The 22,820-nt window shown below is 60.1% G+C and carries 24 protein-coding genes and 1 pseudogene; 9 read left to right on the top strand and 16 right to left on the bottom strand.

The features are described 5' to 3' along the window. On the bottom strand, window positions 1-1,665 hold the full coding sequence (locus BHE81_RS08345) for a bifunctional 3-(3-hydroxy-phenyl)propionate/3-hydroxycinnamic acid hydroxylase (protein ID WP_023301817.1): 1,665 nt from the start codon (window positions 1,663-1,665) through the stop codon (window positions 1-3). 177 nt (window positions 1,666-1,842) lie between these two features. On the opposite strand from BHE81_RS08345, the gene BHE81_RS08350 reads away from it, so the two are divergent. The 4 genes from BHE81_RS08350 (at window position 1,843) to BHE81_RS08365 (ending at window position 5,548) form a co-directional block, all read left to right on the top strand. Beyond that, a complete protein-coding gene (locus BHE81_RS08350; RefSeq protein WP_009486088.1) occupies window positions 1,843-2,655 on the top strand; it encodes a DNA-binding transcriptional regulator in 813 nt (270 codons plus the stop codon). A gap of 91 nt (window positions 2,656-2,746) precedes the next feature. Beyond that, on the top strand, window positions 2,747-3,805 hold the full coding sequence (locus tag BHE81_RS08355; protein ID WP_023301816.1) for an ABC transporter substrate-binding protein: 1,059 nt from the start codon (window positions 2,747-2,749) through the stop codon (window positions 3,803-3,805). After that, window positions 3,795-4,802, top strand: a complete 1,008-nt coding sequence (locus tag BHE81_RS08360) for a FecCD family ABC transporter permease (RefSeq protein WP_023301815.1) — start codon at window positions 3,795-3,797, stop codon at window positions 4,800-4,802. Before BHE81_RS08355 ends, BHE81_RS08360 begins: the two co-directional genes overlap by 11 nt. Beyond that, window positions 4,799-5,548, top strand: a complete 750-nt coding sequence (locus tag BHE81_RS08365; RefSeq protein ID WP_004184407.1) for an ABC transporter ATP-binding protein — start codon at window positions 4,799-4,801, stop codon at window positions 5,546-5,548. The genes BHE81_RS08360 and BHE81_RS08365 overlap by 4 nt, the downstream gene beginning before the upstream one ends. Here BHE81_RS08365 and BHE81_RS08370 read toward each other — a convergent pair. From BHE81_RS08370 to BHE81_RS08385, 4 genes are all read right to left on the bottom strand, one after another. Then, window positions 5,532-6,275 carry a substrate-binding domain-containing protein gene (locus tag BHE81_RS08370; RefSeq protein WP_023342758.1) on the bottom strand — a complete coding sequence of 248 codons (744 nt, stop codon included), beginning with the start codon at window positions 6,273-6,275 and terminating at the stop codon, window positions 5,532-5,534. The genes BHE81_RS08365 and BHE81_RS08370 overlap by 17 nt on opposite strands. A 56-nt stretch (window positions 6,276-6,331) precedes the next feature. Continuing rightward, window positions 6,332-7,168 (bottom strand): shikimate dehydrogenase family protein, encoded by an 837-nt coding sequence (locus BHE81_RS08375; protein WP_004189497.1) that lies wholly within the window; start codon window positions 7,166-7,168, stop codon window positions 6,332-6,334. A 15-nt stretch (window positions 7,169-7,183) separates the two neighbouring features. Continuing rightward, window positions 7,184-8,506, bottom strand: coding sequence for an MFS transporter (locus BHE81_RS08380; protein WP_004148701.1), 1,323 nt, complete (start codon window positions 8,504-8,506; stop codon window positions 7,184-7,186). 71 nt (window positions 8,507-8,577) lie between these two features. Continuing rightward, window positions 8,578-10,431 (bottom strand): bifunctional sugar phosphate isomerase/epimerase/4-hydroxyphenylpyruvate dioxygenase family protein, encoded by a 1,854-nt coding sequence (locus BHE81_RS08385; RefSeq protein ID WP_110246355.1) that lies wholly within the window; start codon window positions 10,429-10,431, stop codon window positions 8,578-8,580. Window positions 10,432-10,557: 126 nt separating this feature from the next. Here BHE81_RS08385 and BHE81_RS08390 point away from each other — a divergent pair, with 126 nt between their 5' ends. Next, a complete protein-coding gene (locus tag BHE81_RS08390) occupies window positions 10,558-11,196 on the top strand; it encodes a TetR family transcriptional regulator (protein ID WP_002908844.1) in 639 nt (212 codons plus the stop codon). 17 nt (window positions 11,197-11,213) lie between these two features. Here BHE81_RS08390 and fumD read toward each other — a convergent pair whose 3' ends face one another. From fumD to BHE81_RS28135, 3 genes are all read right to left on the bottom strand, one after another. Then, window positions 11,214-11,426 (bottom strand): fumarate hydratase FumD, encoded by a 213-nt coding sequence (gene fumD, locus BHE81_RS08395; RefSeq protein ID WP_004180357.1) that lies wholly within the window; start codon window positions 11,424-11,426, stop codon window positions 11,214-11,216. Then, window positions 11,416-11,574, bottom strand: coding sequence for a hypothetical protein (locus tag BHE81_RS08400; RefSeq protein ID WP_032413936.1), 159 nt, complete (start codon window positions 11,572-11,574; stop codon window positions 11,416-11,418). Before BHE81_RS08400 ends, fumD begins: the two co-directional genes overlap by 11 nt. 88 nt (window positions 11,575-11,662) lie before the next feature. Further along, a complete protein-coding gene (locus BHE81_RS28135) occupies window positions 11,663-11,794 on the bottom strand; it encodes a hypothetical protein (protein ID WP_004217210.1) in 132 nt (43 codons plus the stop codon). Between the two features lie 137 nt (window positions 11,795-11,931). Here BHE81_RS28135 and pykF point away from each other — a divergent pair, with 137 nt between their 5' ends. Both pykF and BHE81_RS08410 read left to right on the top strand, forming a co-directional pair. Continuing rightward, entirely contained in the window at window positions 11,932-13,344 is a 1,413-nt protein-coding gene (pykF, locus tag BHE81_RS08405) for a pyruvate kinase PykF (RefSeq protein WP_002908859.1), read from the top strand. 312 nt (window positions 13,345-13,656) lie between these two features. After that, on the top strand, window positions 13,657-13,893 hold the full coding sequence (locus tag BHE81_RS08410; protein ID WP_002908860.1) for a major outer membrane lipoprotein: 237 nt from the start codon (window positions 13,657-13,659) through the stop codon (window positions 13,891-13,893). Window positions 13,894-13,954: 61 nt separating this feature from the next. Here BHE81_RS08410 and ldtE read toward each other — a convergent pair whose 3' ends face one another. The 8 genes from ldtE to BHE81_RS08450 all read right to left on the bottom strand — a co-directional run bounded on the left by ldtE (window position 13,955) and on the right by BHE81_RS08450 (window position 21,245). Then, window positions 13,955-14,941: a L,D-transpeptidase LdtE gene (gene ldtE / locus BHE81_RS08415; protein ID WP_019705815.1), complete on the bottom strand. Its 987-nt coding sequence runs from the start codon at window positions 14,939-14,941 to the stop codon at window positions 13,955-13,957. 99 nt (window positions 14,942-15,040) lie between these two features. After that, the gene (gene sufE / locus BHE81_RS08420; RefSeq protein ID WP_002908865.1) at window positions 15,041-15,457 is read right to left on the bottom strand and encodes a cysteine desulfuration protein SufE; all 417 of its coding nucleotides are present in this window, start codon (window positions 15,455-15,457) and stop codon (window positions 15,041-15,043) included. 11 nt (window positions 15,458-15,468) lie between these two features. Continuing rightward, window positions 15,469-16,689: a cysteine desulfurase SufS gene (gene sufS, locus BHE81_RS08425; protein WP_002908867.1), complete on the bottom strand. Its 1,221-nt coding sequence runs from the start codon at window positions 16,687-16,689 to the stop codon at window positions 15,469-15,471. After that, complete coding sequence (sufD, locus tag BHE81_RS08430) at window positions 16,686-17,960, bottom strand: Fe-S cluster assembly protein SufD (protein WP_023280242.1); 1,275 nt, start codon at window positions 17,958-17,960, stop codon at window positions 16,686-16,688. The genes sufS and sufD overlap by 4 nt, the downstream gene beginning before the upstream one ends. After that, entirely contained in the window at window positions 17,935-18,681 is a 747-nt protein-coding gene (gene sufC / locus BHE81_RS08435) for a Fe-S cluster assembly ATPase SufC (RefSeq protein ID WP_002908876.1), read from the bottom strand. Before sufC ends, sufD begins: the two co-directional genes overlap by 26 nt. Before the next feature lie 16 nt (window positions 18,682-18,697). Then, window positions 18,698-20,185, bottom strand: coding sequence for a Fe-S cluster assembly protein SufB (gene sufB, locus BHE81_RS08440; RefSeq protein ID WP_002908877.1), 1,488 nt, complete (start codon window positions 20,183-20,185; stop codon window positions 18,698-18,700). A gap of 2 nt (window positions 20,186-20,187) precedes the next feature. Continuing rightward, window positions 20,188-20,565: a Fe-S cluster assembly scaffold SufA gene (gene sufA / locus BHE81_RS08445; protein WP_004143232.1), complete on the bottom strand. Its 378-nt coding sequence runs from the start codon at window positions 20,563-20,565 to the stop codon at window positions 20,188-20,190. 482 nt (window positions 20,566-21,047) lie between these two features. Further along, window positions 21,048-21,245 carry a hypothetical protein gene (locus tag BHE81_RS08450; protein ID WP_002908880.1) on the bottom strand — a complete coding sequence of 66 codons (198 nt, stop codon included), beginning with the start codon at window positions 21,243-21,245 and terminating at the stop codon, window positions 21,048-21,050. Between BHE81_RS08450 and BHE81_RS28140 the strand changes: the two are divergent. Both BHE81_RS28140 and lldD read left to right on the top strand, forming a co-directional pair. Next, window positions 21,244-21,336, top strand: a pseudogene (locus tag BHE81_RS28140) (hypothetical protein); the annotation flags it as partial. The gene BHE81_RS08450 and the pseudogene BHE81_RS28140 sit on opposite strands and share 2 nt — an antisense overlap. Window positions 21,337-21,623: 287 nt before the next feature. Continuing rightward, on the top strand, window positions 21,624-22,808 hold the full coding sequence (gene lldD / locus BHE81_RS08460) for an FMN-dependent L-lactate dehydrogenase LldD (RefSeq protein WP_004151846.1): 1,185 nt from the start codon (window positions 21,624-21,626) through the stop codon (window positions 22,806-22,808). Window positions 22,809-22,820 lie beyond the last annotated feature (12 nt).

Below are 22,820 nucleotides of genomic sequence, written 5' to 3' on the forward strand. Positions count from 1 at the left end.
TCAGGCCACCTTCTCTTCTGCGTGGGCAGTTTCCTCGATTGCGAGGGTCATTTTTTCCGCCAGGGCGGTCAGCTGCGCGCCGAGGGTCTGCGGGATGGCGAGAGCGGCGACAAAGCGGTCCGGTCTGACCACGGCGATGGCGGTGTTATGCTGAGCAAACCAGCTCTTCAGGCGATTTTGCCTGTCGCCCACCCGCAGCGTGCCGGGGGCCTTATCCTGCTCGCGGTGGATCTGCACCTCCGGCACCACTTGGATAAAGCGCACGCCAATCGCGCGCCAGCGGGCGATCTGCCCGGCGTCGAGCCCCCACTGCGGGTTGCAGCCCCAGCCGATAATGGCGAAATTCGCCCCGATAACCTCGTCGAGCAGCACGCTCTCGCCGCTCTCCAGCGTCACCTGCGGTTGAATAAACATTTTGCCCACCGGCGAGGTCTTGCCGGCGCCGTCGGTCAGCAGCGCCCCCTCGCGGTACTGCGGCATCGGCTTAAAGCGCATCTCGAGGAAGTAGCGCTTCACCGGCGGCAGGTAATTCAGCAGCCAGGAGAGACCGTCGCGCACGGCCCCCTGCCAGCGCTTCGGCGGCGCCAGCACGTGGCCGGCGGTGACCGACAGATCAATCATCGCTTTCGCGTGGTCGCGGCGCTCCTGCTGGTAGCTGTCGAGCAGCGCCTCTCCCGCTTTACCGTTGACCACCAGCGCCAGCTTCCACGCCAGGTTGAAGGCGTCGCGCATGCCGCTGTTGTATCCCTGCCCCTGCCAGACCGGCATGATGTGTGCCGCATCGCCGGCCAGCAGCACCCGGTTAATGCGAAAGCGCTCGGCAAGGCGGGCGTTATGCGTATAGACCCGCTGGCGGATCAGCTCGACGCGGTCCGGGTCCGGCAGCACTTTGCTCAGCAGACGGCGCATATTGTGTGGCTCGCTGAGCTGGGCTTCGGTTTCTCCGGGCATCACCATAAATTCAAAGCGGCGCACGCCGTGGGGCAGCGCGGCGGAAACGTAGGGTCGCACCGGGTCGCAGCACAGGTAAACGTGCGGGGTGGCCAGCGGGTCGTTAGCGATATCGATGACGATCCACTGATTCGGCGCGGTCTTACCTTCGAAGGGGATGTTCAGCGTACGACGAATAAAGCTGGCGCCGCCGTCGCAGGCCACCAGCCAGTCCGCGCGCACCGTCTCCCGCTCGCCGTCCGGTCCTTTAAGATTTAACGTGACACCGTCACCGGTCTGGCTAAAGGCTTCCACTTCGCGGGAGAAGAGGCAGCGGACCTGCGGGAAACGCTGCAGACCGTGATACATCACCGCATCGACCTGCGGCTGAATGAAGGCGTTGCGCCGCGACCAGCCAAACTCATCGGTCATCGGCTGGATATCGGCAAAGCAGCGGCCTTTTGGGGTGAGAAAACGCATGGCGTGCCACGGCGTGGTATGCGGCAGCACGTCATTCACCAGCCCCACCGCCTGCATCGCCCGCAGGGATTCATCGTCAATGCCGATGGCCCGCGGGTAATCGATCAGTGTGGCGAGCTTTTCCACCACCAGCACGCTGATGCCCATCTGGCCAAGGTAGTTGGCCATCATCAGACCAACCGGACCGGCGCCAACGATGGCGACCTGAGCGGTATGCTGCACGGCGGGTTGAATATCGGGTGTAGATGTTGTCATTCTCAGCGACCTCACGACTCGGAAACTGCCCGGCTGACAGGCAATTTGTTAATCATGTGTAAACGTATTTTTATAATGGGCTGAGTATAGGGCGGGGGTTTTCGGCTACAATCAAAACATCATCGAATGTGCACCAGGTGCACAACACTGTTTTTAAAGCATTTTAAGGGAGGATTTATGCGTGACGATGAGTCCGCAGCGTACAAAACGGTGCGCGGATTAAGCCGGGGTTTATTGTTATTAAAATTGTTAAATAAATTCGACGGCGGCGCGACGCCGGGCCTGCTGGCGGAGTTTAGCGGCCTGCATCGCACCACCGTGCGCCGGCTGCTGGAGACGCTACAGGAGGAGGGTTTTGTCCGCCGCAGCCGCTCCGATGACAGCTTCCGGTTGACCATTAACGTCCGCCAGCTGAGCGATGGATTTCGTGACGAACATTGGATTTCTGCCCTCGCCACGCCGCTGCTCGGCGAGCTGCTGCGCGAGGTGCAGTGGCCAACGGACATCACCACCCTCGACGTCGACGCCATGGTGGTGCGCGAGACTACCCACCGCTTCAGCCGACTGTCGTTTCACCGCGCGATGGTCGGACGGCGGCTGCCGCTGCTGCTCACCGCCTCCGGACTGACGTGGCTGGCCTTTGCCCCCGACGCGGAACGCGACGCCGTCGTCAGCATGCTGGCCGCCCGTCCGGAAGCTGAGTATCAGCTGGCCCGCGAACCGGAACGGCTGGCGGCGATCCTCGCCCGCACCCGCCAGAACGGCTATGGCGAAAACTTCCGCGGCTGGCGGCAGGAGGAGAAAATCGCCTCGATCGCCGTGCCGGTCTGCAGTCAGCAGCGGGTTATCGGCTGCCTGAACCTGGTCTATATCGCCAGCGCAATGACCATTGAGCAGGCGGCGCAGAAGCATCTCCCTGCGCTGCAGAGGGTGGCGAGGCAGATAGAAGCCCGCATGGAGGATGAAGAAGTGTGGTACGAAATGCCCTGATCGTGATGAGGATAAATGCGATCAACCATTGCGCCCGGCTTCGTTATATAATTTAATACACAACGAATTTTCACGCCATTCGGGCCACACCATGTCAAAACACCCCTTACTGCTGGGCCTGACGCTGCTCAGCGCCAGCCTGTTCACCGGCCAGACCTTCGCCGACCGCACCGTCACCGACCAGCTGGGTCGCCAGGTCACCCTCCCCGACCACGTCACCCGCGTTGTGGTTCTGCAGCATCAGACGCTCAACCTGCTGGTACAACTGCATGCCGCCGAGGATATCGTCGGCGTCTTAAGCAGCTGGCAGAAACAGCTCGGGCCGCAGTTCGCCCGCTTTATGCCCGAGATCGGGCAACTGGCGACCCCGGGCGATCTCACCCAGGTCAATATTGAAAGCCTGTTGGCGCTGCGTCCGCAGGTGGTTTTCGTCGCCAACTATGCGCCGCCGGCAATGATCGCGCAGATCCAACAGGCCGGGATCCCGGTGGTGGCCATCTCGCTGCGTCACGATGCCGCCGGGGAAAAAAATAAAATGAACCCCACCATGGCTGACGAAGAGCAGGCCTATAACGCCGGGCTGATGGAGGGGATCCGCCTTATCGGCGAGGTGGTCGAACGCCAGCCCGAGGCCGAGGCGCTGATTCACTACACCTTCGAGGCGCGCAAGCAAGCCAATGCGCCGGTGGCCGATATTCCACCGAACCAGCGGGTGCGGGTGTACATGGCCAACCCCGATCTGAATACCTATGGCGCTGGCAAATATACCGGGCTGATGATGGCGCACGCCGGGGCGCTGAACGTGGCGGCCGCCAGCGTAAAAGGCGCCCGCCAGGTGTCGCTGGAGCAGGTGCTGGAGTGGAACCCCCAGGTGATCTTCGTCCAGGACCGTTATCCGCAGGTGGTCAAACAGATAGAGAACGACCCGCAGTGGCAGACGATCGATGCGGTGAAACATCACCGCGTGTGGCTGATGCCGGAGTATGCCAAAGCCTGGGGTTACCCGATGCCAGAGGCCATGGCGCTGGGTGAGCTGTGGATGGCGAAAAAACTCTATCCCGCGCGCTACCAGAGCATCGATGTGGACAGTAAAGCCAGGGATTATTATCAGCGTTTTTACCGCGTGGCGTGGATGCCAGATGCCCGCTAACTCTCAGCCCTGGCTGGTGCAGGGAAGCCTGGCGCTGGCGACGCTGGCGATCGCGGTCGCCTCGCTCTGTTTCGGCCAGTACCCGTTAAGCCTGAGCGCCGTTGGCCACACCCTGGTCCATCTGCCGCCAGGTGAAGGGGTGATCGGGCAGATCGTCTGGTCGGTTCGCCTGCCGCGCGTGGTGATGGCCCTGCTGGTCGGGGGCGCGCTGGGGCTGTGCGGCGCCACCTTGCAGGGCGTGTTCCAGAACCCGCTGGTGGATCCGCACATCATCGGGGTGACCGCCGGCTCCGCCTTCGGCGGCACGCTGGCGATCCTGTTGGGCGTCGGCAGTCTGCTGATGATGGCCTCGACCTTTTTCTTCGGCCTCGTCGCGCTGGGGCTGATTTACGCCCTCGCCGCCCTCCAGGGGCGGGACAGCACGCTGGGGCTGATTCTGTCCGGGATCATTCTCAGCGGCTTCTTCGCCGCGCTGGTCAGCCTGATGCAGTACCTCGCCGACAGCGAAGAGACGTTACCGAACATCGTTTTCTGGCTGCTCGGCAGCTTCGCGACCGCCAGCTGGCATAAGGTACTGCTTATGTCTCTGCCCCTGGCGATGGCTGCCGGGGCGCTGTGGAAGCTGCGCTGGCGTATCAACCTGCTGGCCCTGGAGGAACGGGATGCCCGCAGTCTTGGCGTTCCGGTGGCCGCGCTGCGTCGCGGCGTGCTGGTTTGCTGCGCGGTGCTGGTGGCAGCCCAGGTGGCGGTCAGCGGCAGCATCGCCTGGATGGGTCTGGTGGTCCCGCACCTCGCCCGTCTGCTGGTAGGGGCTGACCATCGTCGCCTGCTGCCCACCGCCTTCTGGCTCGGCGCCGCGCTGATGCTGGTGGTGGACGATCTGGCGCGCACGCTGACCCAGGCGGAGATCCCGATCGGGATCATCACCGCCCTGCTCGGGGCGCCGCTGTTTACCGTGTTGCTGGTGCAATCCCGACGCCGGAGTACGACCCGATGAACAGCTCATTATCGCTGCAATCGCTACGCTATGGCCACCGTCAGCCGCTCTTCGCCCCGCTCACGCTGGCCTGCCGGCCCGGTGAGATCTGGGCGGTGCTGGGCGCCAATGGCCGGGGAAAAAGTACCCTGCTGGATACCCTGACCGGCGTGTTGCCGCCGCTGGGCGGCGAGATGCAGTGCGAGGGCGGCGTGGCCCTGGTTCCGCAGTCGTTTCGTCCCGCTTTTCGCTGGCGCGTGAGCGATGTGGTGCTGATGGGCCGGGCCCGGCACGTGGATCTCTTTGCCCAGCCGGACGAGGAGGATGCCCGGCGGGTTGAGCAGGCGCTGGCGCAGCTGGGGATTGCCGCCCTGGCCGAAGATGACTTCGGCGCCCTCTCCGGCGGCCAGCAGCAGCTGGTGCTGATTGCCCGCGCGCTGGTCAGCGCCAGCCAGAATATCCTGCTGGATGAGCCCTGCTCGGCGCTGGACCTCGGTAACCAGCAGGTGGTGCTGCAGCTGATCGGCGACCTCGCCCACCGCCAGGCGCGCACCGTCCTGTTCACCACCCATGATCCCAACCACGCCCTACAGGTGGCCAGCCATACGCTGCTTCTGCTGCCGGAGGGCCGGTGGCTGGCGGGTGAGACCGCCGACGTGCTGAGCGAAACGCATCTCCGGCAAGCGTACGGCCTGCCGGTACGCCTGATCCGCCATGCCGCCTCCGCGTTCCCTCTGCTGGCGCCGGGGTTTACGCTGCGTCGCTGAACGGCATAAAACCCGCCTGCCGGAGATACCCCTGACCAACGTCGCCGAGGATAAAGCGATACAGGGCCAGCGCGGCGGGGTCGGCCCTGAGACGCGCCAGCTGGTAATCGCAGCGAATATTCCACGGCGCCGGGATGGTCAGGGTACGCAGATCGTCGCAGGTGGCCAGCGCGGGGCCATAGTGCGCATAGCCGATAAACAGATCCGCCAGATTCTGGCGAATAAGCCACGCGCCGGCTATCTCTCCCGGCGGCACGCTCTGTGAGTCTCTGCCGCCGACCAGCTGCTGCGCCCGCCCGGCCATCGCGTTGCCCAACCCTGGATAGCGTGCCTCAATTCGGGCGAACAGCTGCCAGGTATAATCTCCCGACGGATCGCAGCCCGGCGTGGAGGTCGCCAACCGCAGGCGGGTCGTGCTGAGCAGCGCCAGCCAGTCCAGGCCATCGTTATCCGGCGACCGCCGGGCGGTCAGCATCAGCTGGTTGCTGGCAAATCCCTGGCATTCCTGCGCCAGACCCGCCTGCAGCAGCGCCTGCGGGTGCGCCGCGTTGGCGGAAGCAAAAACCGCGCACGGCGACCCGGCTTCGATCCGCTCGCGCAGCAGGCCGGCAGGGCCAAACTGCGCATCGACCGCCAGGCCAGTGTGCTGCCGAAAGTGCGCCACCAGCGGCAGGAAAGCGCTTCTCAGGCTTCCCGCCGCCAGCAGCGTGAGAGTGGTGTTTGTCATAAGAGGTCGCTATAAACCGGATAATATAGCGCTATATTACCCGGTTTGCCGTCGCGTCAGTAGCGAATTTCTGCCAGGGTCCGCAGCTGCTCGGGGGTGGCTACCGGTAGGTCAAAAAAGCGCAGATAGGCAGGGATCATTTCAAACAGCATGTCGGTCCCGCGCTGGATGTGGCACTGTCGTGCCTGAGCGGCCCTCAGCAGCGGGGTGTACTCCTGAGTCATGACGACTTCCCCCACCCAGGCGCCTGGCGCCAGACGGTCAACGTCCAGCGGCAGCGGATCGCTGGCCTTCATCCCCAGCGGGGTGGCATTGACCACCAGCTCGTGTCCGGCAGGATCGGGCTGCATCAGGGTGATATCGAGCTGCGGATAGTGCTGATGCAGCCGCCCGGCGAGGGCGTGCGCCACCTCGGGCCGGGTATCGTACAGGGTCAGGGCGCTGACCCCCGCCGCCGCGAGGGAGGCGGCGATAGCCGATCCCACCCCGCCGCTGCCAACCACCAGCGCCCGCGTCCCCTGCGGGTTAAACCCTTTACGACGCAGGCCCAGCACAAATCCCTCGCCATCGAACATGTCTCCGCTCAGGCTACCGTCAGCCTCGCGGCGGATGGCATTGCAGGCGCCAGCGATGGCCGCCGTCGGGCTCAGGCGCTGCACCAGATCGCAGGTGGCGATTTTATGCGGCATCGTCACCAGCGCGCCGATGATGTTGGTCATCGTAAACAGCGGCGGAATAAACGCGGCGTAGTCCTCCGGCCTGACCCCCATCGGCACCACCTTCACGTCCACCTGCTGGTCAACGAACCACGGGTTGTAGATCATCGGCGCCTTAAAACTGGCGGTCGGATAGCCAAGGTGCGCTATCAGCCGCGTATGCCCACTAATCACCATGCCTTGCTCCTTTGCTTACTGCGATAACTCGATACGTTTGACGTCGCCGAGGATAAACAGATAGGCCACCACGCCCAGCAGCGCGGCGCCGCCGATGTAGATCAAGGCGTAGAAGAAATTGCCGAACCCGGCAACGATAAAGCCGATCACCAGCGGGGTGAGGATCCCCGCGAGGTTGGCGCAGAAGTTAAACAGGCCGCCGGTCAGGCCGCCCAGCCCCTTCGGGGCGATATCGGAGATCAGCGTCCAGCCGAGACCCACCATCCCCTGGCCAAAAAAGGCAAACGACATCACCAGGATCACCGCCAGGTCGCTCTCCAGCCAGTTGGCGGTGATGATGCAGCTGGCCATCAGCAGGCCGGCAACGATCGGCAGCTTACGGCCAAGATTGGCCGACCCGGTGGCCTTGAGCAGTTTGTCGGAGAGCCAGCCGCCAAACATCACCCCGCCGGCGGCGGCGACAAACGGCAGGATGGAGAAGAAGCCAACCTTCAGCCAGGGCATATGCCGCTCGGTGGCCAGCCAGGTGGGGAACCAGGTGAGAAAGAACACCAGCACGGTATTGCCGGCAAACTGGCCGATACTGGCGCCGATGATCTGCCGTTTGCTCAGCAGCTGGCGGACCAGCGGCCAGCTGAACGCCACCTGCTGGTCGGTCGGGGCGCTGAGGCCGCCGCCGTTTTCGATATGCTCGCGCTCCTGCTGGCTAAGGCGCGGATCTTCATGCGGTTCGCGGTAGCAGCGCCACCACACCAGGGCAAACAGAATGCCGACGGCGCCAACGCTGACGAACAGCACCCGCCAGCCGAAACCGTCCATGATCCAGAACAGCAGCGGCGCAAAGCAGGCCAGCCCGAGATACTCCCCCACGGTGTACACCGCCGTGGCCTTCGCCCGCTCCTGCTGTGGGAACCAGGCGCTGACCACCCGGCTGTTGACCGGAAAGCACGGCGCTTCGCTAATGCCGAGCCCGAAGCGGCACAGCAGCAGCGTCTTCAGTCCCACCGCCATGCCGTGGAACAGGGTAAACAGCGACCACAGGGTCAGTGACAAAAAGTAGGTCACTTTGTTGCCAAAGCGGTCGAGAAATAATCCGCCGGGTATCTGCGCCAGAGCATAGGTCCAGGCGAAGGCGGAGAAGAGGATTCCCATGATCGCCGGGTCGATCCCCAGCTCAGCGGTGAGCTTTGGGGCGGCGATCCCCAGTACGGTGCGATCGAGATAGTTGATCATGGTGCCAATGGCCAACAGCGCAAGAATGCCGATACGCCGCCGGGAGCGGCGCACGGTGACGGCTGGCTGGGCGGCAGCCGTCGGGTTAGGGCTATATGAGCTCATAGTCGGTTCCTGTCTCGGGTACAGAGGGTGTTGTTATTGTGTTTAACGCATAATGAACCATTTGATTCAGGCTAACAATACTGCATCGCCGCCAGACGGACGGCCGCATTCGCTGCGCCATAGAGCGCATAGCCAGCCCGGCGCTCGGTTAACTCAAAGAAAAAGCGGCCGGCGGTAAACGGCCGGGTGTAAAGATGCAGGAAATCTCCCCCCTGCGGATCGCGGTCATAGAGGAGCTGCTGGCGCTGAAGCTGCCCGACGTCCAGCTCGCCGCCAAAGCGCGCCAGCAGATCGTCATAATAATTGGCCGGGATCGGCAGCGTATGGCGGGCAACCTCGGCAAGCTGGTCGCAGGCGGCCGGCAGATCGCGGCAGGCAAAGGCGGCATGCTGCAGCCCCGCCCCCTGGTAGCAAGCGACGGAGCGGGCGATCTGCGTCGCCCGGCTCTGCGAAATATTCAGCGCCAGACGGATATCGCCCTGCGGGCTGCGCACCGCCAGGCTGCGCACCAGTCCATACGGGTCCGGCAGCGTCTGCTCATGCTCAAGGGAAAAACCAAACACCGTACGGAAGAACATCACCCAGTTATCGCGGCTGTCGGCCTCCATTCCCAGCGCCAGATGATCGATACCGAGATAATCCTCGCGCACCGTCACGCCATCACGCAGATGAAAATCGCGCTCGTAGATAGCCTCCCCGGCGTCGATGAGATAGATAAGGCTGCCGTCGGGGACGCAGATCGCCGGGATCGGCGTTTCGTTCGGCCCGGCGTCGCCCTGCCAGGTGGCATACCCCAGCGCGCGGGCGCGGGCGACAAGCGACGCGCTGTGCTCGACCCGCAGCGCCATCGCGCAGAGCGATACCCCGTGGCGTTGATAAAAATGGTCGGCCCAGCTGTGCGGCTGATGGTTGATGACGATCCGCGCCCCGCCGTTGCGCCACAGCGTCACCTGTCTGGAGCGGTGGCTTCCCTCGTGCTGAAAACCCAGCGCCTGCAGATGTTGCCCCAGGCGCTGCGCCTCGGCGGCGCTGGCGGCAAACTCGATAAACTCCAGCCCGTGATAGACCGGCAGCGGCGGCGGTGAAAACAGATCGGCATCGCACGTCGGGAGCCGACGGCGGGTTTGCTCCTCCAGCCACAGCAGCGAACGATAACCATCTTTGGCCGTCGCGCCGTTCGGCGAGGCGCGAAAACCGTCATTAAAGATCTCCAGCGACCAGGGGCCGCGGTAGCCGCAGCGGGTGATCTGCTCGGCAAACGCCTCCAGCGGCAGCTCCCCCTGTCCGGGAAAGCAGCGGAAGTGGCGGCTCCACTCCAGCAAATCCATTTTCATATACGGCGCATCGGCGAGCTGTACAAAGGTGATTTTCTCCACCGGCACCAACGGTAGCGCGTCCAGCGTGTCGCCGCGGGCCAGAATATGGAAGCTGTCTAGCACCAGGCCCAACGCCGGGCTGTCCACCCGCCGCACCCGCTCCCAGGCCTGCTGCCAGCGGTTCACATGGGTTCCCCAGGCCAGGGCCTCATAGCCGATAGCGATCCCCTCCTCTTCCGCCAGCGTGGCCAGCGCCCGCAGGTCCGCGACCTGCAATTCGCTATCCGCCGAGCAGTCCGGCTGCACATTGCTGCACAGCAGCAGCGTCTCGCAGCCCAGCTCGTGCATCAGAGCAAATTTGCGCCGAGCGCGGGCCATATTCGCCGCAAACTGCGCCCGACTGGCGCCTTCAAAATCGCGAAAGGGTTGAAAAAGCGTGATTTTTAACCCTAAATCGGCGGCAAGCTGGCGGATTTCCGCCGGCGTCCCCGTATAATAGAGCAGATCGTTCTCGAAAATTTCCACCCCCTGATACCCCGCCGCCGCAATAGCGTGCAGCTTCTCAGGCAGGGTGCCGGAAATCGAAACGGTGGCGATAGAGCGCAGCATAAGGTCCTCGGGTCAACAGCTGACGTAAGCCTTGAATATGTATCATTTGGTTCATTTGCGCCATACCAGGTTGCTAAATTGTGATCATTATGTGTATTTTTTGTCACCCAAGAAAAAGGAGTTGCCATGACCGTCGTTGCCCATGATGAAGCACAATCCCTGAAGGCGCGGATTTTCAGCGCCGCTATCGCTGTCTTTGCTGAACACGGGCTGTCAGGCGCCCGCATGGAGCAGATCGCCACCGAGGCGCAGACCACCAAACGCATGGTGGTTTACTACTTCAAAAGCAAAGAACAGCTCTATCAGGAGGTGCTGCAGCATGTGTATGCGCGGATCCGCGAAACCGAGCAGCAGCTGGGGCTGGAGAATGTGCCGCCGGTGGAGGCGCTGGTGCGGCTGGTGCGCTGGAGCGTGCGCTATCACGCCACCCATGCGGACTATATGCGCGTCATTTGCATGGAGAATATGCAGCGCGGCAAGTGGTTAAAAAGCTCGGGTGAACTGAAGCCGCTGAATCGTACCGCCCTGTCGATTCTGGAAGACATTTTACTGCGCGGCCAGCAGCAGGGCGTCTTTCAGGCGGGGCTCGACGCGCGCGATGTCCACCGGTTAATCAGCAGTTTCAGCTTTTATCAGGTGTCGAACTTCTACACCTTCAGCAGCCTGTATCTTGACGATCCGCTACCCGCCATCGACGATGAAGCGATGGTGGCTCACCATTGTGACATTGCCGTCCGGGCGGTGATCCGCTTCGTGATTTCCTGACCCGCCGGCGTAAGGGTTCAGTGCCCGGAAAGCGCATGAATGACTTTCTCCATAGCCTCCACGGTGAGCGGCGAACGCTGGATTTTGCGGTTCGCCAGCGAGGTGCGCAGCACACCGGCAATGACAATGTGTTTCGGCTCCTGACCCAGGTCACGCATTTCCAGCACGACTTTACCCACCACGCGGCACATTTCCTGGTACAGGTCGTCGTCTTTTGCTTTATTTCCCATTGAATTTGGCTCGTATTTTATCATTATCAATCAAATCATTATTGATAGATTTCCCGCACAACGCAAACCATCGCCACTTTAAAGGTTCAATGACGCATTTTACCGGCTCACGATGGCGAAATAATCCATTTCTTTTACCCTTTTTCATAGCCGGTGACGAAAAAGTGTGTTGCGTAGATTTTTGCATAACGTGCCGGTTTTGTTACGCGTTTTGTCCATAATTTGAAACGAGGTTTTTATTTTCCTTTTTGATTTCGGCAGCGTATAATGCGCTTCGATTCTTTCTTGAATGGTTTCAGCGCATTGGACTGCATGATAAAACGCATAACACCTTGCCACATTTCATGGGCTGAACCGCCAGCACACATTCTTCTGCACGCTTCAGGGTTGTCACCTATCCTTAGGGCGTGGCTTAGCAACTTTCGTAATACAGGTTTGGCTCCCCGGCAGTGCGCCCGCGGAGCGAGAATTCCATATCCTTCACAACTTAAAGACTAAAACTGTCATGAAAAAGACCAAAATTGTTTGCACCATCGGTCCGAAAACCGAATCTGAAGAGATGCTGACCAAAATGCTGGAAGCCGGCATGAATGTGATGCGTCTGAACTTCTCCCACGGTGACTATGCGGAACACGGTCAGCGCATCCAGAACCTGCGCAATGTGATGAGCAAAACCGGTAAGAAAGCCGCTATTCTGCTGGACACTAAAGGGCCGGAAATTCGTACCATCAAGCTGGAAGGCGGCAACGACGTCTCCCTGAAAGCAGGCCAGACCTTCACCTTCACTACCGATAAATCCGTCATCGGCAACAACGAAATCGTTGCGGTAACCTATGAAGGCTTCACCTCCGACCTCGCCGTCGGCAACACCGTCCTGGTGGACGATGGCCTGATCGGCATGGAAGTCACGGCTATCGAAGGCAACAAAGTTATCTGTAAAGTGCTGAACAATGGCGACCTCGGCGAGAACAAAGGCGTTAACCTGCCGGGCGTCTCCATCGCCCTGCCGGCGCTGGCTGAGAAAGACAAACAGGATCTGATCTTCGGTTGCGAACAGGGCGTGGACTTCGTCGCGGCCTCCTTCATCCGTAAACGTTCCGACGTCGTCGAGATCCGTGAGCACCTGAAAGCCCACGGCGGTGAAAACATCCAGATCATCTCCAAAATCGAAAACCAGGAAGGCCTGAACAACTTCGACGAAATCCTCGAAGCGTCTGACGGCATCATGGTTGCGCGTGGCGACATGGGCGTGGAGATCCCGGTTGAAGAAGTTATCTTCGCCCAGAAAATGATCATCGAAAAATGTATCCGCGCGCGTAAAGTGGTTATCACCGCCACCCAGATGCTGGACTCCATGATCAAGAACCCGCGTCCGACCCGCGCTGAAGCCGGCGACGTGGCTAACGCCATCCTCGACGGCACCGATGCGGTGATGCTGTCCGGCGAATCCGCGAAAGGTAAATACCCGCTGGAAGCGGTCACCATCATGGCGACCATTTGCGAACGTACCGACCGCGTGATGACCAGCCGTCTGGACTTCAACAACGACAACCGTAAACTGCGCATCACCGAAGCGGTGTGCCGCGGCGCGGTAGAAACCGCTGAGAAACTGGAAGCGCCGCTGATCGTGGTCGCCACCCAGGGCGGTAAATCCGCACGCGCTGTGCGCAAATACTTCCCGGATGCCACCATCCTGGCGCTGACCACCAACGAAACCACCGCTCGTCAGCTGGTGCTGAGCAAAGGCGTGGTACCGCAGCTGGTGGAAGAGATTGCCTCTACCGATGATTTCTATCATCTGGGCAAAGACCTGGCGCTGAAGAGCGGCCTCGCGCGTAAAGGCGACGTAGTGGTGATGGTTTCCGGCGCATTAGTGCCGAGCGGCACGACTAATACCGCTTCCGTACACGTGCTGTAATAATTTACAGGTTAATTGGTTTTTTTTAATAAAGCGCCTCGCGGGGCGCTTTTTTTTATTCATTGATTAGCTCTTCCTATTAAAAATGCAAATCGGAATTTACTATTTAATAAGGGATTATCTAAGATGAATCCGATGGAAGCGCGCTGTTTTCACTCGCCTTTTTCAGCGATTCTGAGCAATTCGATGCTTCTTTGAGCGAACGATCAAAAATAAGTGCGTTCAGGTAAAAAAAATATTCTCATCCCAAAAAACTTTGTGTAATACTTGTAACGCTACATGGAGATTAACTCAATCTAGAGGGTATTAATAATGAATCGTACTAAACTGGTACTGGGCGCGGTAATCCTGGGTTCTACTCTGCTGGCTGGTTGCTCCAGCAATGCTAAAATCGATCAGCTGTCTTCTGACGTTCAGACTCTGAACGCTAAAGTTGACCAGCTGAGCAACGACGTGAACGCAATGCGTTCCGACGTTCAGGCTGCTAAAGACGACGCAGCTCGCGCTAACCAGCGTCTGGACAACCAGGCTCACTCTTACCGTAAGTAAGAGTTCTGGTAATAAAAATGGCGCACTCTGTGCGCCATTTTTTTTGCCCTCAGCATGAGGGCTATTGGGTAAGCAGACCGTTGTCAGACGAACTATTCTGCGCCGACAGCGACGTCGCCGCGCTACCTGCCCCCGCCGACACCACCACCGGATACCCCGCCCTTCTTGACATCGCTTTTTTCAACTGCAGGTCATCCACTGCTTTATCCTCTGCGAAGGCGTGAAACGCCGCTGGCAGCGTGTAAGCGATGGTCCGGGTGTTTTCCCCTTCGGTCTGCGAAAGCGGCCTGTGGACTTCGACATAGCGTTTACCATCCGGCTCGACGGCAAACTTCACCGGCTGATTGATAATCCGTACCGGCGTCCCGGTTTTCACCTGGCTGAACAGCGCTTTGATGTCATCAGCGTTCATCCGCATACAGCCCGAGCTGACGCGCAGACCAACGCTGTCTGGGGCGTTAGTTCCGTGGATGAGATATTCACCGTTACCGTAGGCCAGACGCAGCGCATAGCGGCCCAGGGGATTGTTCGGTCCGGCCGGGACCACTGCCGGCAGCGTCACCCCTTTCTCCAGCGAGCGCGCGCGGATGCCGGCGGTAGGCGTCCAGGTAGGGTTAGGGATCTTCTGCCCCACGCGGGTGGTCATCTCCGGCGTTTCCAGACCTAACTGGCCAATGCCCAGCGGATAGACCTGCACCTGATTCTCTCCCGGCGGGAAGTAATACAGCCGCAGTTCGGCGAGGTTGACGACAATGCCCTCCCTCGGCACGTCGGGCAGCAGCATCTGAGAAGGGATAAGGACCTGAGTGCCGGGCTTCGGCTGCACCGGCGCAATCGTATCGTTGGCTTCGAGGATCAGCATCGCCGCGGTATCGAAATGGCGCGCAATCGCCTGCAGGTTGCGATCTCCCTCCTGGACCGTCCAGTACTGATTCTGACCAATCAGCCGACTGTTGGCGGGAGGAAGCGGATAATCAACGGCCCAGGCGGCCGTGGAGGCGCCAAGGGCGCTGAGAAGGGCTAAGGTGATCATCGTTTTGCGTTTCATACTGAGATTCCTTCTTTCGCTGATAAAACGCCAGGAGACTGAACGGCGGCAGGGTCAGCGCCCTGCCGGACGTAACAGAATGAAATCTACCTGTTTATTCTAGCTAATATTTGCCGCTTTCGCGCGTATCGCGCGGATCATGGCTTCGAGGCCTTGCGAGCGGGAGGGGGTGAGATGCTGGGTGAGCGCCATTTTTTCAAACCACGGACGCACGTCGAACTCGGTGATGTCCTGAGCGGTCATCCGGTCATAGAGGATAAACACCACCGCTATCAGACCCTTGACGATCGCCGCATCGCTATCGCCGCGCAGGGTGATCACGCCTGTGGGATCCTGGTCCATCACGATCCAGACCTGGCTTTGACAGCCCTGAATAATGTTCTGCACGCTATGTTCTTCCGGGCTTAGCGGCGCCAGACGCTGGCCAAGCTCGATGATATAGAGATACTTCTCTTCCCAGTTGGCGCAACGGCTAAAGTTACGCAACAGTTTGTCTTTGTCCGGTAGTGCCGCCATTGTCCCGTCCTTTACCCTAACAGTTTGCGGATCCGCTGGAGGCCGGCCACCAGGCGGTCCACCTCTTCCGTGGTATTGTACATCGCCAGCGATGCCCGACACATAGCCGGTACCTGATACCGGGCCATCAACGGCATCGCGCAGTGGTGTCCGGTCCGCACGGCGATCCCGTAGTTATCGAGGAAGCTGCCGACGTCATAGGCGTGATGCTGACCGAGGTTGAAAGCAATTACCCCTTTACGCTGCGCCGGGCCGTAAAGGATCAGATCCGGTACCGCGCGCAGGGCATCGAGCGCGTAGCGCATCAGCGTCTGCTCATACTCGGCAATCTGCGTCAGTCCCAGCTGGCTGACGTAGGTCAGCGCCGCGCCGAGGCCGATGATCCCCCCGGTATTCGGCGTGCCGGCCTCAAAGCGCCACGGCGCCTGATTCCAGGTGGTGCCCTCCGTCAGGCTGACGGTGGCGATCATCGACCCGCCCCCTTCCCAAGGCGCCATCGTCTGCAGCAGCTCGGACCGGGCGTAGAGCACGCCGATCCCGGTCGGCCCGTACAGCTTGTGGGCGGAGAAAACATAAAAATCGCAGCCCAGCGCCTGGACGTCCACCGGGTGGTGCATCACCGCCTGGGCGCCATCCACCAGCACTTTCGCGCCATGCTGATGCGCAAGAGCAATCAGCGCCGCCAGCGGGTTTTCCGTCCCCAGCACGTTGGAGACCTCGGTTATCGCCAGCAGGCGGGTGCGCGGGTCAAACAGTCCCGGGACAACATCCAGTTGCAGCGTACCGTCCGGGTTCAGGGGGATCACCCGCAGCTCAGCCCCGACGCGGGCGCAGAGCATCTGCCACGGCACAATATTGGCGTGGTGCTCCATTTCGCTGATGATGATGTTATCCCCGGCGCCGACGTTGGCGTTTCCCCAGCTGTTGGCCACCAGGTTGATACCCTCGGTGGTGCCGCGGACGAACACCACTTCCTCCGCCGATCCGGCGTTAAGGAAGGTGGCCGCCTGCTGACGCACGGCTTCCATCCGCGCGGTGGCTTCCGCGCTGAGGGTATGGATGCCGCGGTGCACCGCCGCGTAGCCGTGGCGATAGAATTCCGCTTCTGCGCCGATCACTGCCTCCGGCTTCTGGGCGCTGGCGGCGCTGTCGAGATAGACCAGCGGCTGACCGTTGACCTCCCGGTTCAGTACCGGAAAATCGGCGCGAACCTGTTCTACTGAAAATGTCATACTGTGCCTCCCGGCAAACGCTGTCCAATACGCGCCAGCACCTGCTCTCTGAGCGCGTCGCTGCGGATAGCCTCGGTGAGCTCGGCGGCGAAGGCGTAGAGGATCATCTGCTGCGCCGCCTGCTGTTCGATACCGCGCGAGCGCAGATAGAACAGCTGCTCTTCGTCAATGCGCCCCACCGTCGCCCCGTGGCTGCATTTCACGTCATCGGCGTAAATTTCCAGCTGCGGTTTGGTGTCGACCTCCGCCAGCCGCCCGAGCAGCAGATTATTGTTGGTCATCTGACCGTCGGTTTTCAGCGCGAGCGGCGCGACGTTGATCAGCCCGTTAAACACCGCCCGCCCCTTATCGCTGACGATGGTTTTGTGCAGCTGGCGGCTGGTGCAGTAGCCGACCTGATGGTCGAGCCAGGTGCGGCTATCGCAGACCTCATTTTTCACCGGCATCGCCAGCGAATTGAGGCGCAGGTTGCTGTTTTCGCCGCCCAGGCGGGTGCTGGTCTGGTGACGCAGCACCTGGCCGCCAAGCAGGAAACTGCTGCTGAAGGCCGAGGCGTCGCGGCCCAGCAGCAGGTCGTTATGGGCGAAGTGATAGCTGCGGGCATTCTCAAATGCCAGCTTGATATGCTGGAGGTGCGCGTTATCGGCCACCGTCATGGTCAATCGCCCGCCGGTGAAATGCGGCTGCTCATTGAGGCTCAGGTAATGCTCGACAATCGTCGCCTCCGCCCCGCTCTCCAGCGCCAGGTGATGGCGATAGTGGGCGGTATTCAGCGCATCGCCGGCCAGGCCACTGGTGATATGCATCAGCAGCAGCGGTTTATCCAGGCGGCGGTTGCGCGGCACGCGAATGCGGGTCACCGTCTGGGCCAGGCTTTCGGTCAGATGGAGAAACACCTCCGGCTGCAGGGCATCCGGCAGATGCTGGCGCTGATTATCGACACTGACCTCCACGCCGCTGGCGGCAAGATCGTCGCTCAGCTGAGGATGATAGCGGCCATCGATAAACACCAGCCGCCAGGCGTCCAGCGGCAGCGCCAGCGCATCACGCTGTTCAGCGCTGAGAGAGGCCCCCTCAACGGCGACAAAGCGACCGTTAAGTAGGGCATCCAGCGGAGTGTATTTCCAGTCCTCGTGCTTGCGCGTCGGCAGCCCAAGGCGCAGCAGCTGCTGCAGATGCTGACTGGCCTCCGGGGTACGCGGGCCGCCCTGCGCTTCAAACAGATGGTGCCACTGCTGCAGCGCGTTACTGCTGTTCGGTAAGCCAGCCATAGCCCTGCTCCTCCAGCTGTTTGACCAGAGAGAAATCGCCCGACTTCACAATCCGCCCCTGATACAACACATGGACATAGTCCGGCTTGATATAGTCAAGGATGCGCTGATAGTGGGTGACAATGATAAAGGCGCGTTTGCCGTCGCGCAGGGCATTCACTCCCTGCGAGACGATTTTCAGGGCATCGATATCCAACCCCGAATCCGATTCATCGAGAATGCACAGCTCCGGCTCAAGCACCGCCATTTGCAGAATATCGTTGCGCTTTTTCTCACCGCCGGAGAAGCCAACGTTCACCGAGCGGGTCAGGAGATCTTCCGGCATCTGCAGAAGCTTGATCTTTTCTTCCATTAAGTCCTGGAAATCGAAACGATCCAGCGCCTCCTGGCCACGATAATTGCGCACGGCATTCAGCGCAGTCTGCAGGAAAAACTGGTTGCTGACGCCGGGGATCTCTACCGGATACTGGAAGGCCATAAAGATACCTTCCCCGGCGCGATCTTCCGCAGCGAGTTCGAGCAGGTTTTTGCCCTTAAATTCGACGCGACCGCCAGTCACCTCATAATCTTCACGCCCGGCCAGGGTGGCCGAAAGCGTACTTTTGCCTGAGCCGTTCGGCCCCATAATGGCGTGGACCTCTCCCGGGCGCACCTCAAGGTTCAGCCCGCGCAGGATCGCTTTATCTTCGACGGCGACGTGTAAATCTTGAATACTTAACATCTTTTTTCCTTAATTATCAGCCGACGCTATGTTCAAGGCTAATGGCCAGCAATTTTTGCGCCTCTACAGCGAACTCCAGCGGCAGCTCGGAGAAGACGTCTTTACAGAAACCGTTGACGATCATCGAGATGGCATCGTCTTCGCTGATCCCGCGCTGCAGGCAGTAGAACAATTGATCTTCGCCAATCCGCGAGGTGGTCGCCTCGTGCTCCAGCTGGGCGCTGTTGTTGCGGCATTCTACATACGGGAAGGTATGCGCCCCGCAGTCCGGGCCGATCAGCATCGAATCGCACTGGGTATAGTTGCGGGCGTTGGTGGCGGTCGGCATGATTTTGACCAGCCCGCGATAGCTGTTCTGGCTGTGTCCAGCGGAGATCCCTTTCGAGATGATGGTCGAGCGGGTGTTCTTGCCGATATGGATCATTTTGGTGCCGGTGTCCGCCTGCTGATGGCCGCTGGTCAGCGCCACCGAAAAGAATTCGCCGATCGAGTTATCGCCGCGCAGGATGCAGCTGGGGTATTTCCAGGTGATGGCCGAGCCGGTTTCCGACTGGGTCCATGACATTTTGCTGTTCTCCCCTTCGCACAGGGCGCGCTTGGTGACGAAGTTGAGGATCCCGCCGGTGTTGTTATCGCCGGGGAACCAGTTCTGCACCGTGGAGTATTTCACTTCCGCGTCTTTATGGATGATGACTTCAACGACCGCGGCATGCAGCTGATAGCTGTCGCGCACCGGCGCCGAGCAGCCTTCAATATAGCTGACGTAGCTGCCTTCATCGGCCACCAGAATGGTGCGTTCAAACTGCCCGGTCTTTTCGGCGTTGATGCGGAAATAGGTGGACAGCTCCATCGGGCAGCGGACGCCCTTCGGCACATAGATAAAGGTGCCGTCCGAAGCCACCGCGGCGTTCAGCGCGGCAAAGAAGTTGTCATTCCCCGGCACTACGGTGCCCAGATACTTTTTCACCAGTTCCGGATGATCGTGGATCGCCTCGCCGAAAGAACAGAAGATGATCCCCTGCTCGGCCAGCTTTTCTCGGTAGGTGGTCGCCACCGACACCGAGTCAAATATCGCGTCCACCGCCACCTCGCGCCCTTCGCGTACCGGCACGCCCAGCTGGTTAAAGGCTTCTTCCACCTCGCTGGTCAGAAAGGTATTGGCCCCGGTCTGCTGCACCGCGCCAGGCTCGGAGGCGCAGGTCTCATCGCAGTTGCCGCAGGAGGGCGCGGAATAGTAGCTGTAATCCTGATAATTCAGCTTATCGTAATGCGCTTTCAGCCAGTGCGGCTCCTCCATTTCCAGCCACGCCCGGTAGGCATTCAGACGAAACTCCAACATCCACTGCGGCTCATTGCGGCGAGCCGAGATAGCCCGAACGACTTCTTCATTAATGCCTTTGGCCAGCTCATCGGTTTGCAGGCGAGTAAAAAAGCCCTCTTTGTAGTTGAGCGGGCCGCCGGTCCAGGTTTTGACATCGTCAGTTGCTTCAGTATTACGCGACATAGTTACTCCGCCTGCACCCCAAAACTTTCGCCGCAGCCGCACTCATGCTGCGCTTTCGGGTTATGAAATTTAAAGATTTCATTTAAACCTTCCCGGACATAATCCAGCTCGGTGCCGTCGATGAACGGCATCGCCTGCAGCGGCGCAAACAGCTTCGCCCCGTCAGATTCAAAGAGCAGATCGTCGGGCGCCGGCTCGGCAATCATTTCGAGCACATAGCCAAAACCGGCGCAGCCGCTGGTTTTAATGCCCAGCCGCAGCCCTTTCTTATCCGGCTGCTTGCGCATCAGATCGCGGATATGCGCGGCAGCGGCCGGCGTCATGGTCAGTCCCTGCCAGCTGAAATCGGCGGGATTAAAAGTTCCTGCTTGTACTTCCATCGATAGACCTCCAGGTTGGCGCCATCAAGGCATACCGCCATGTTAGTGATAATGATTATCACTTCAACCCTTCTGCAGCAGGGGTATTGCCTCATTTAGCGCTTTTTATAAGCATAGACCCTCGCCCGGGGATTATCAGGGCGTGCAAAGAGAACTTAATGGATTGATTTATAATATGTTATTTTGAAATCATTCTATCTCCGCACGCAATGGCAAAGATGTATCGAAAATACCGATTTATGCAATAGCGGCAGACCACCTTGCTGGTTATCGCTTGCAGGCGAGCATAAAGTGACAACGTAACAGAAAGACCATGCCAGCGCGGGGCGCGGCCCCGGCCATGCGCTAGAAAAAAGCGGGTAGTGAAAGCGCCCGCCGGTAACGCTTCAGGAAAGGAATAAGCGCCGCTCGCCGGCCGCATTCGGGGAATAAAAACCAAAATAAAACGGGCACACGGGGCTGCCAGGCGGGATACCGGCTGGCTAGGTGCCTTTACTCACCAGCCGGGCGGCCTGGACAAAGACCTCATCCTCTACCCCGTCCCCCTTCTGTCTGCCCAGCCTCACCAGTTCATCCACGATACTCCCCTGATTAATCTGCTTTTGTGTAGCCACTAAGCTAATGACCGCCGCGCCGATGGCCATGCCAATCAATGCCGTTTGTTCATCTTTATCTTTCATGGTGTCGCTCCGTCTGCCCTCCTCAGAAAGGCTAGCAAAAGATACCATCTGCTCAATTTCAAATTCATCTTCTTTACACCTCCCGGAAAACGCAGGCGCCGCACTGACCTCTCCTTCCCCTGGTGGCGATGGCGCAAAGCGCTGTCGCCTCATACCGGGTCTTTATTTTGCCAGCTTCACGTTGCGCGGAAATAAATAAAAATAACGCGCGCGCCGAAGAGTAAAAAAAGGAAATAGCAGCCTCAGCGATAAAACCAGATTATTCCAGCAGGGAATAGCTGGAATGCTAATATTTCATTTCCTCGCCGGTTTTTAGAGGCCTATAGTTTTTTTACCTGCAGAACATCCACTAAGGTTAAAAAACATAAGGACATAATAATGATTGTTTCAGCCCCCAGCGATTATCGCGAAGCCGCTCGTCGTCGTCTGCCCCGCTTCCTTTTCGATTATATTGACGGTGGCGCGGTGGCGGAAAACACCATGAACGCCAACGCCGCCGAGCTTGCCTCGGTAGCTCTTCGCCAGCGCGTACTGTGCGGGGCCGGCGAACCGACGCTGGCGACCACGATCCTTGATGCCCCATGGGCGATGCCCGTGGCGCTGGGGCCCGTCGGCGCCACCGGGATGTACGCCCGCCGCGGCGAAGTCCAGGCGGCCCGCGCCGCCTCCCGCGCCGGGATCCCGTACACCTTATCCACCGTGTCGGTCTGCTCGATTGAAGAGGTGGCGAGCCACGCCAGCGGCGCGCTCTGGTCCCAGCTGTACGTACTGAAAGATCGCGGCTATATGCGTAACGCGCTGGAGCGCGCCTGGGCCGCTGGCATGAAAACCCTGGTATTTACCGTCGATATGCCAATCCCCGGCTCGCGGTATCGCGATAACCGCTCAGGGATGTCCGGGCCGCACGCCACCCTGCGACAATATCTCCAGGCTTGCACCCATCCGCGCTGGGCGATGAACGTCGGGCTGGCGGGCAGACCCCTGTCGTTTGGTAATATCGAAGCCTACACCGGCCACAAAATGACCATGGACGACTATATGGGGTTCATCAGCAACAACTTCGACCCGTCCATCGCCTGGCACGATCTGGAGTGGATCCGCGACAGCTGGCAAGGAAAATTAATCATCAAAGGGATCCTCGATGCCGACGATGCGCGCAATGCCGTGCGGCTGGGCGCCGATGGTATTGTGGTGTCGAATCATGGCGGCAGACAGCTCGATGGCGCCATCCCCACCGCCCGGGCGCTGCCCAGGGTGGTGGATGCGGTCGGCGACGATCTGACAGTGCTTGCCGATTCCGGGGTGCGCTCCGGCGTGGACGTTATACGTCTGCTGGCCCTCGGCGCGAAAGGCGTGCTGCTCGGTCGGGCCTATATTTATGCCCTGGCCGCGGCGGGCGAAGCGGGCGTGGCGCATCTGCTGCGCTTATTTGCCGAGGATATGAAGGTTACCATGACCCTCACCGGCGCGACCTCGCCATCGGCCATCAGCCTCGATTGCCTTGATCGCCTCGAACAGGATCAACACCGCACTCATGCGGTGCCGGTATCCTTACCCGCCTGACCCTGCCCGGGA

Origin of the sequence: Klebsiella sp. AqSCr (assembly GCF_008452795.1) — a bacterium.
Classification (GTDB): domain Bacteria; phylum Pseudomonadota; class Gammaproteobacteria; order Enterobacterales; family Enterobacteriaceae; genus Klebsiella; species Klebsiella pneumoniae.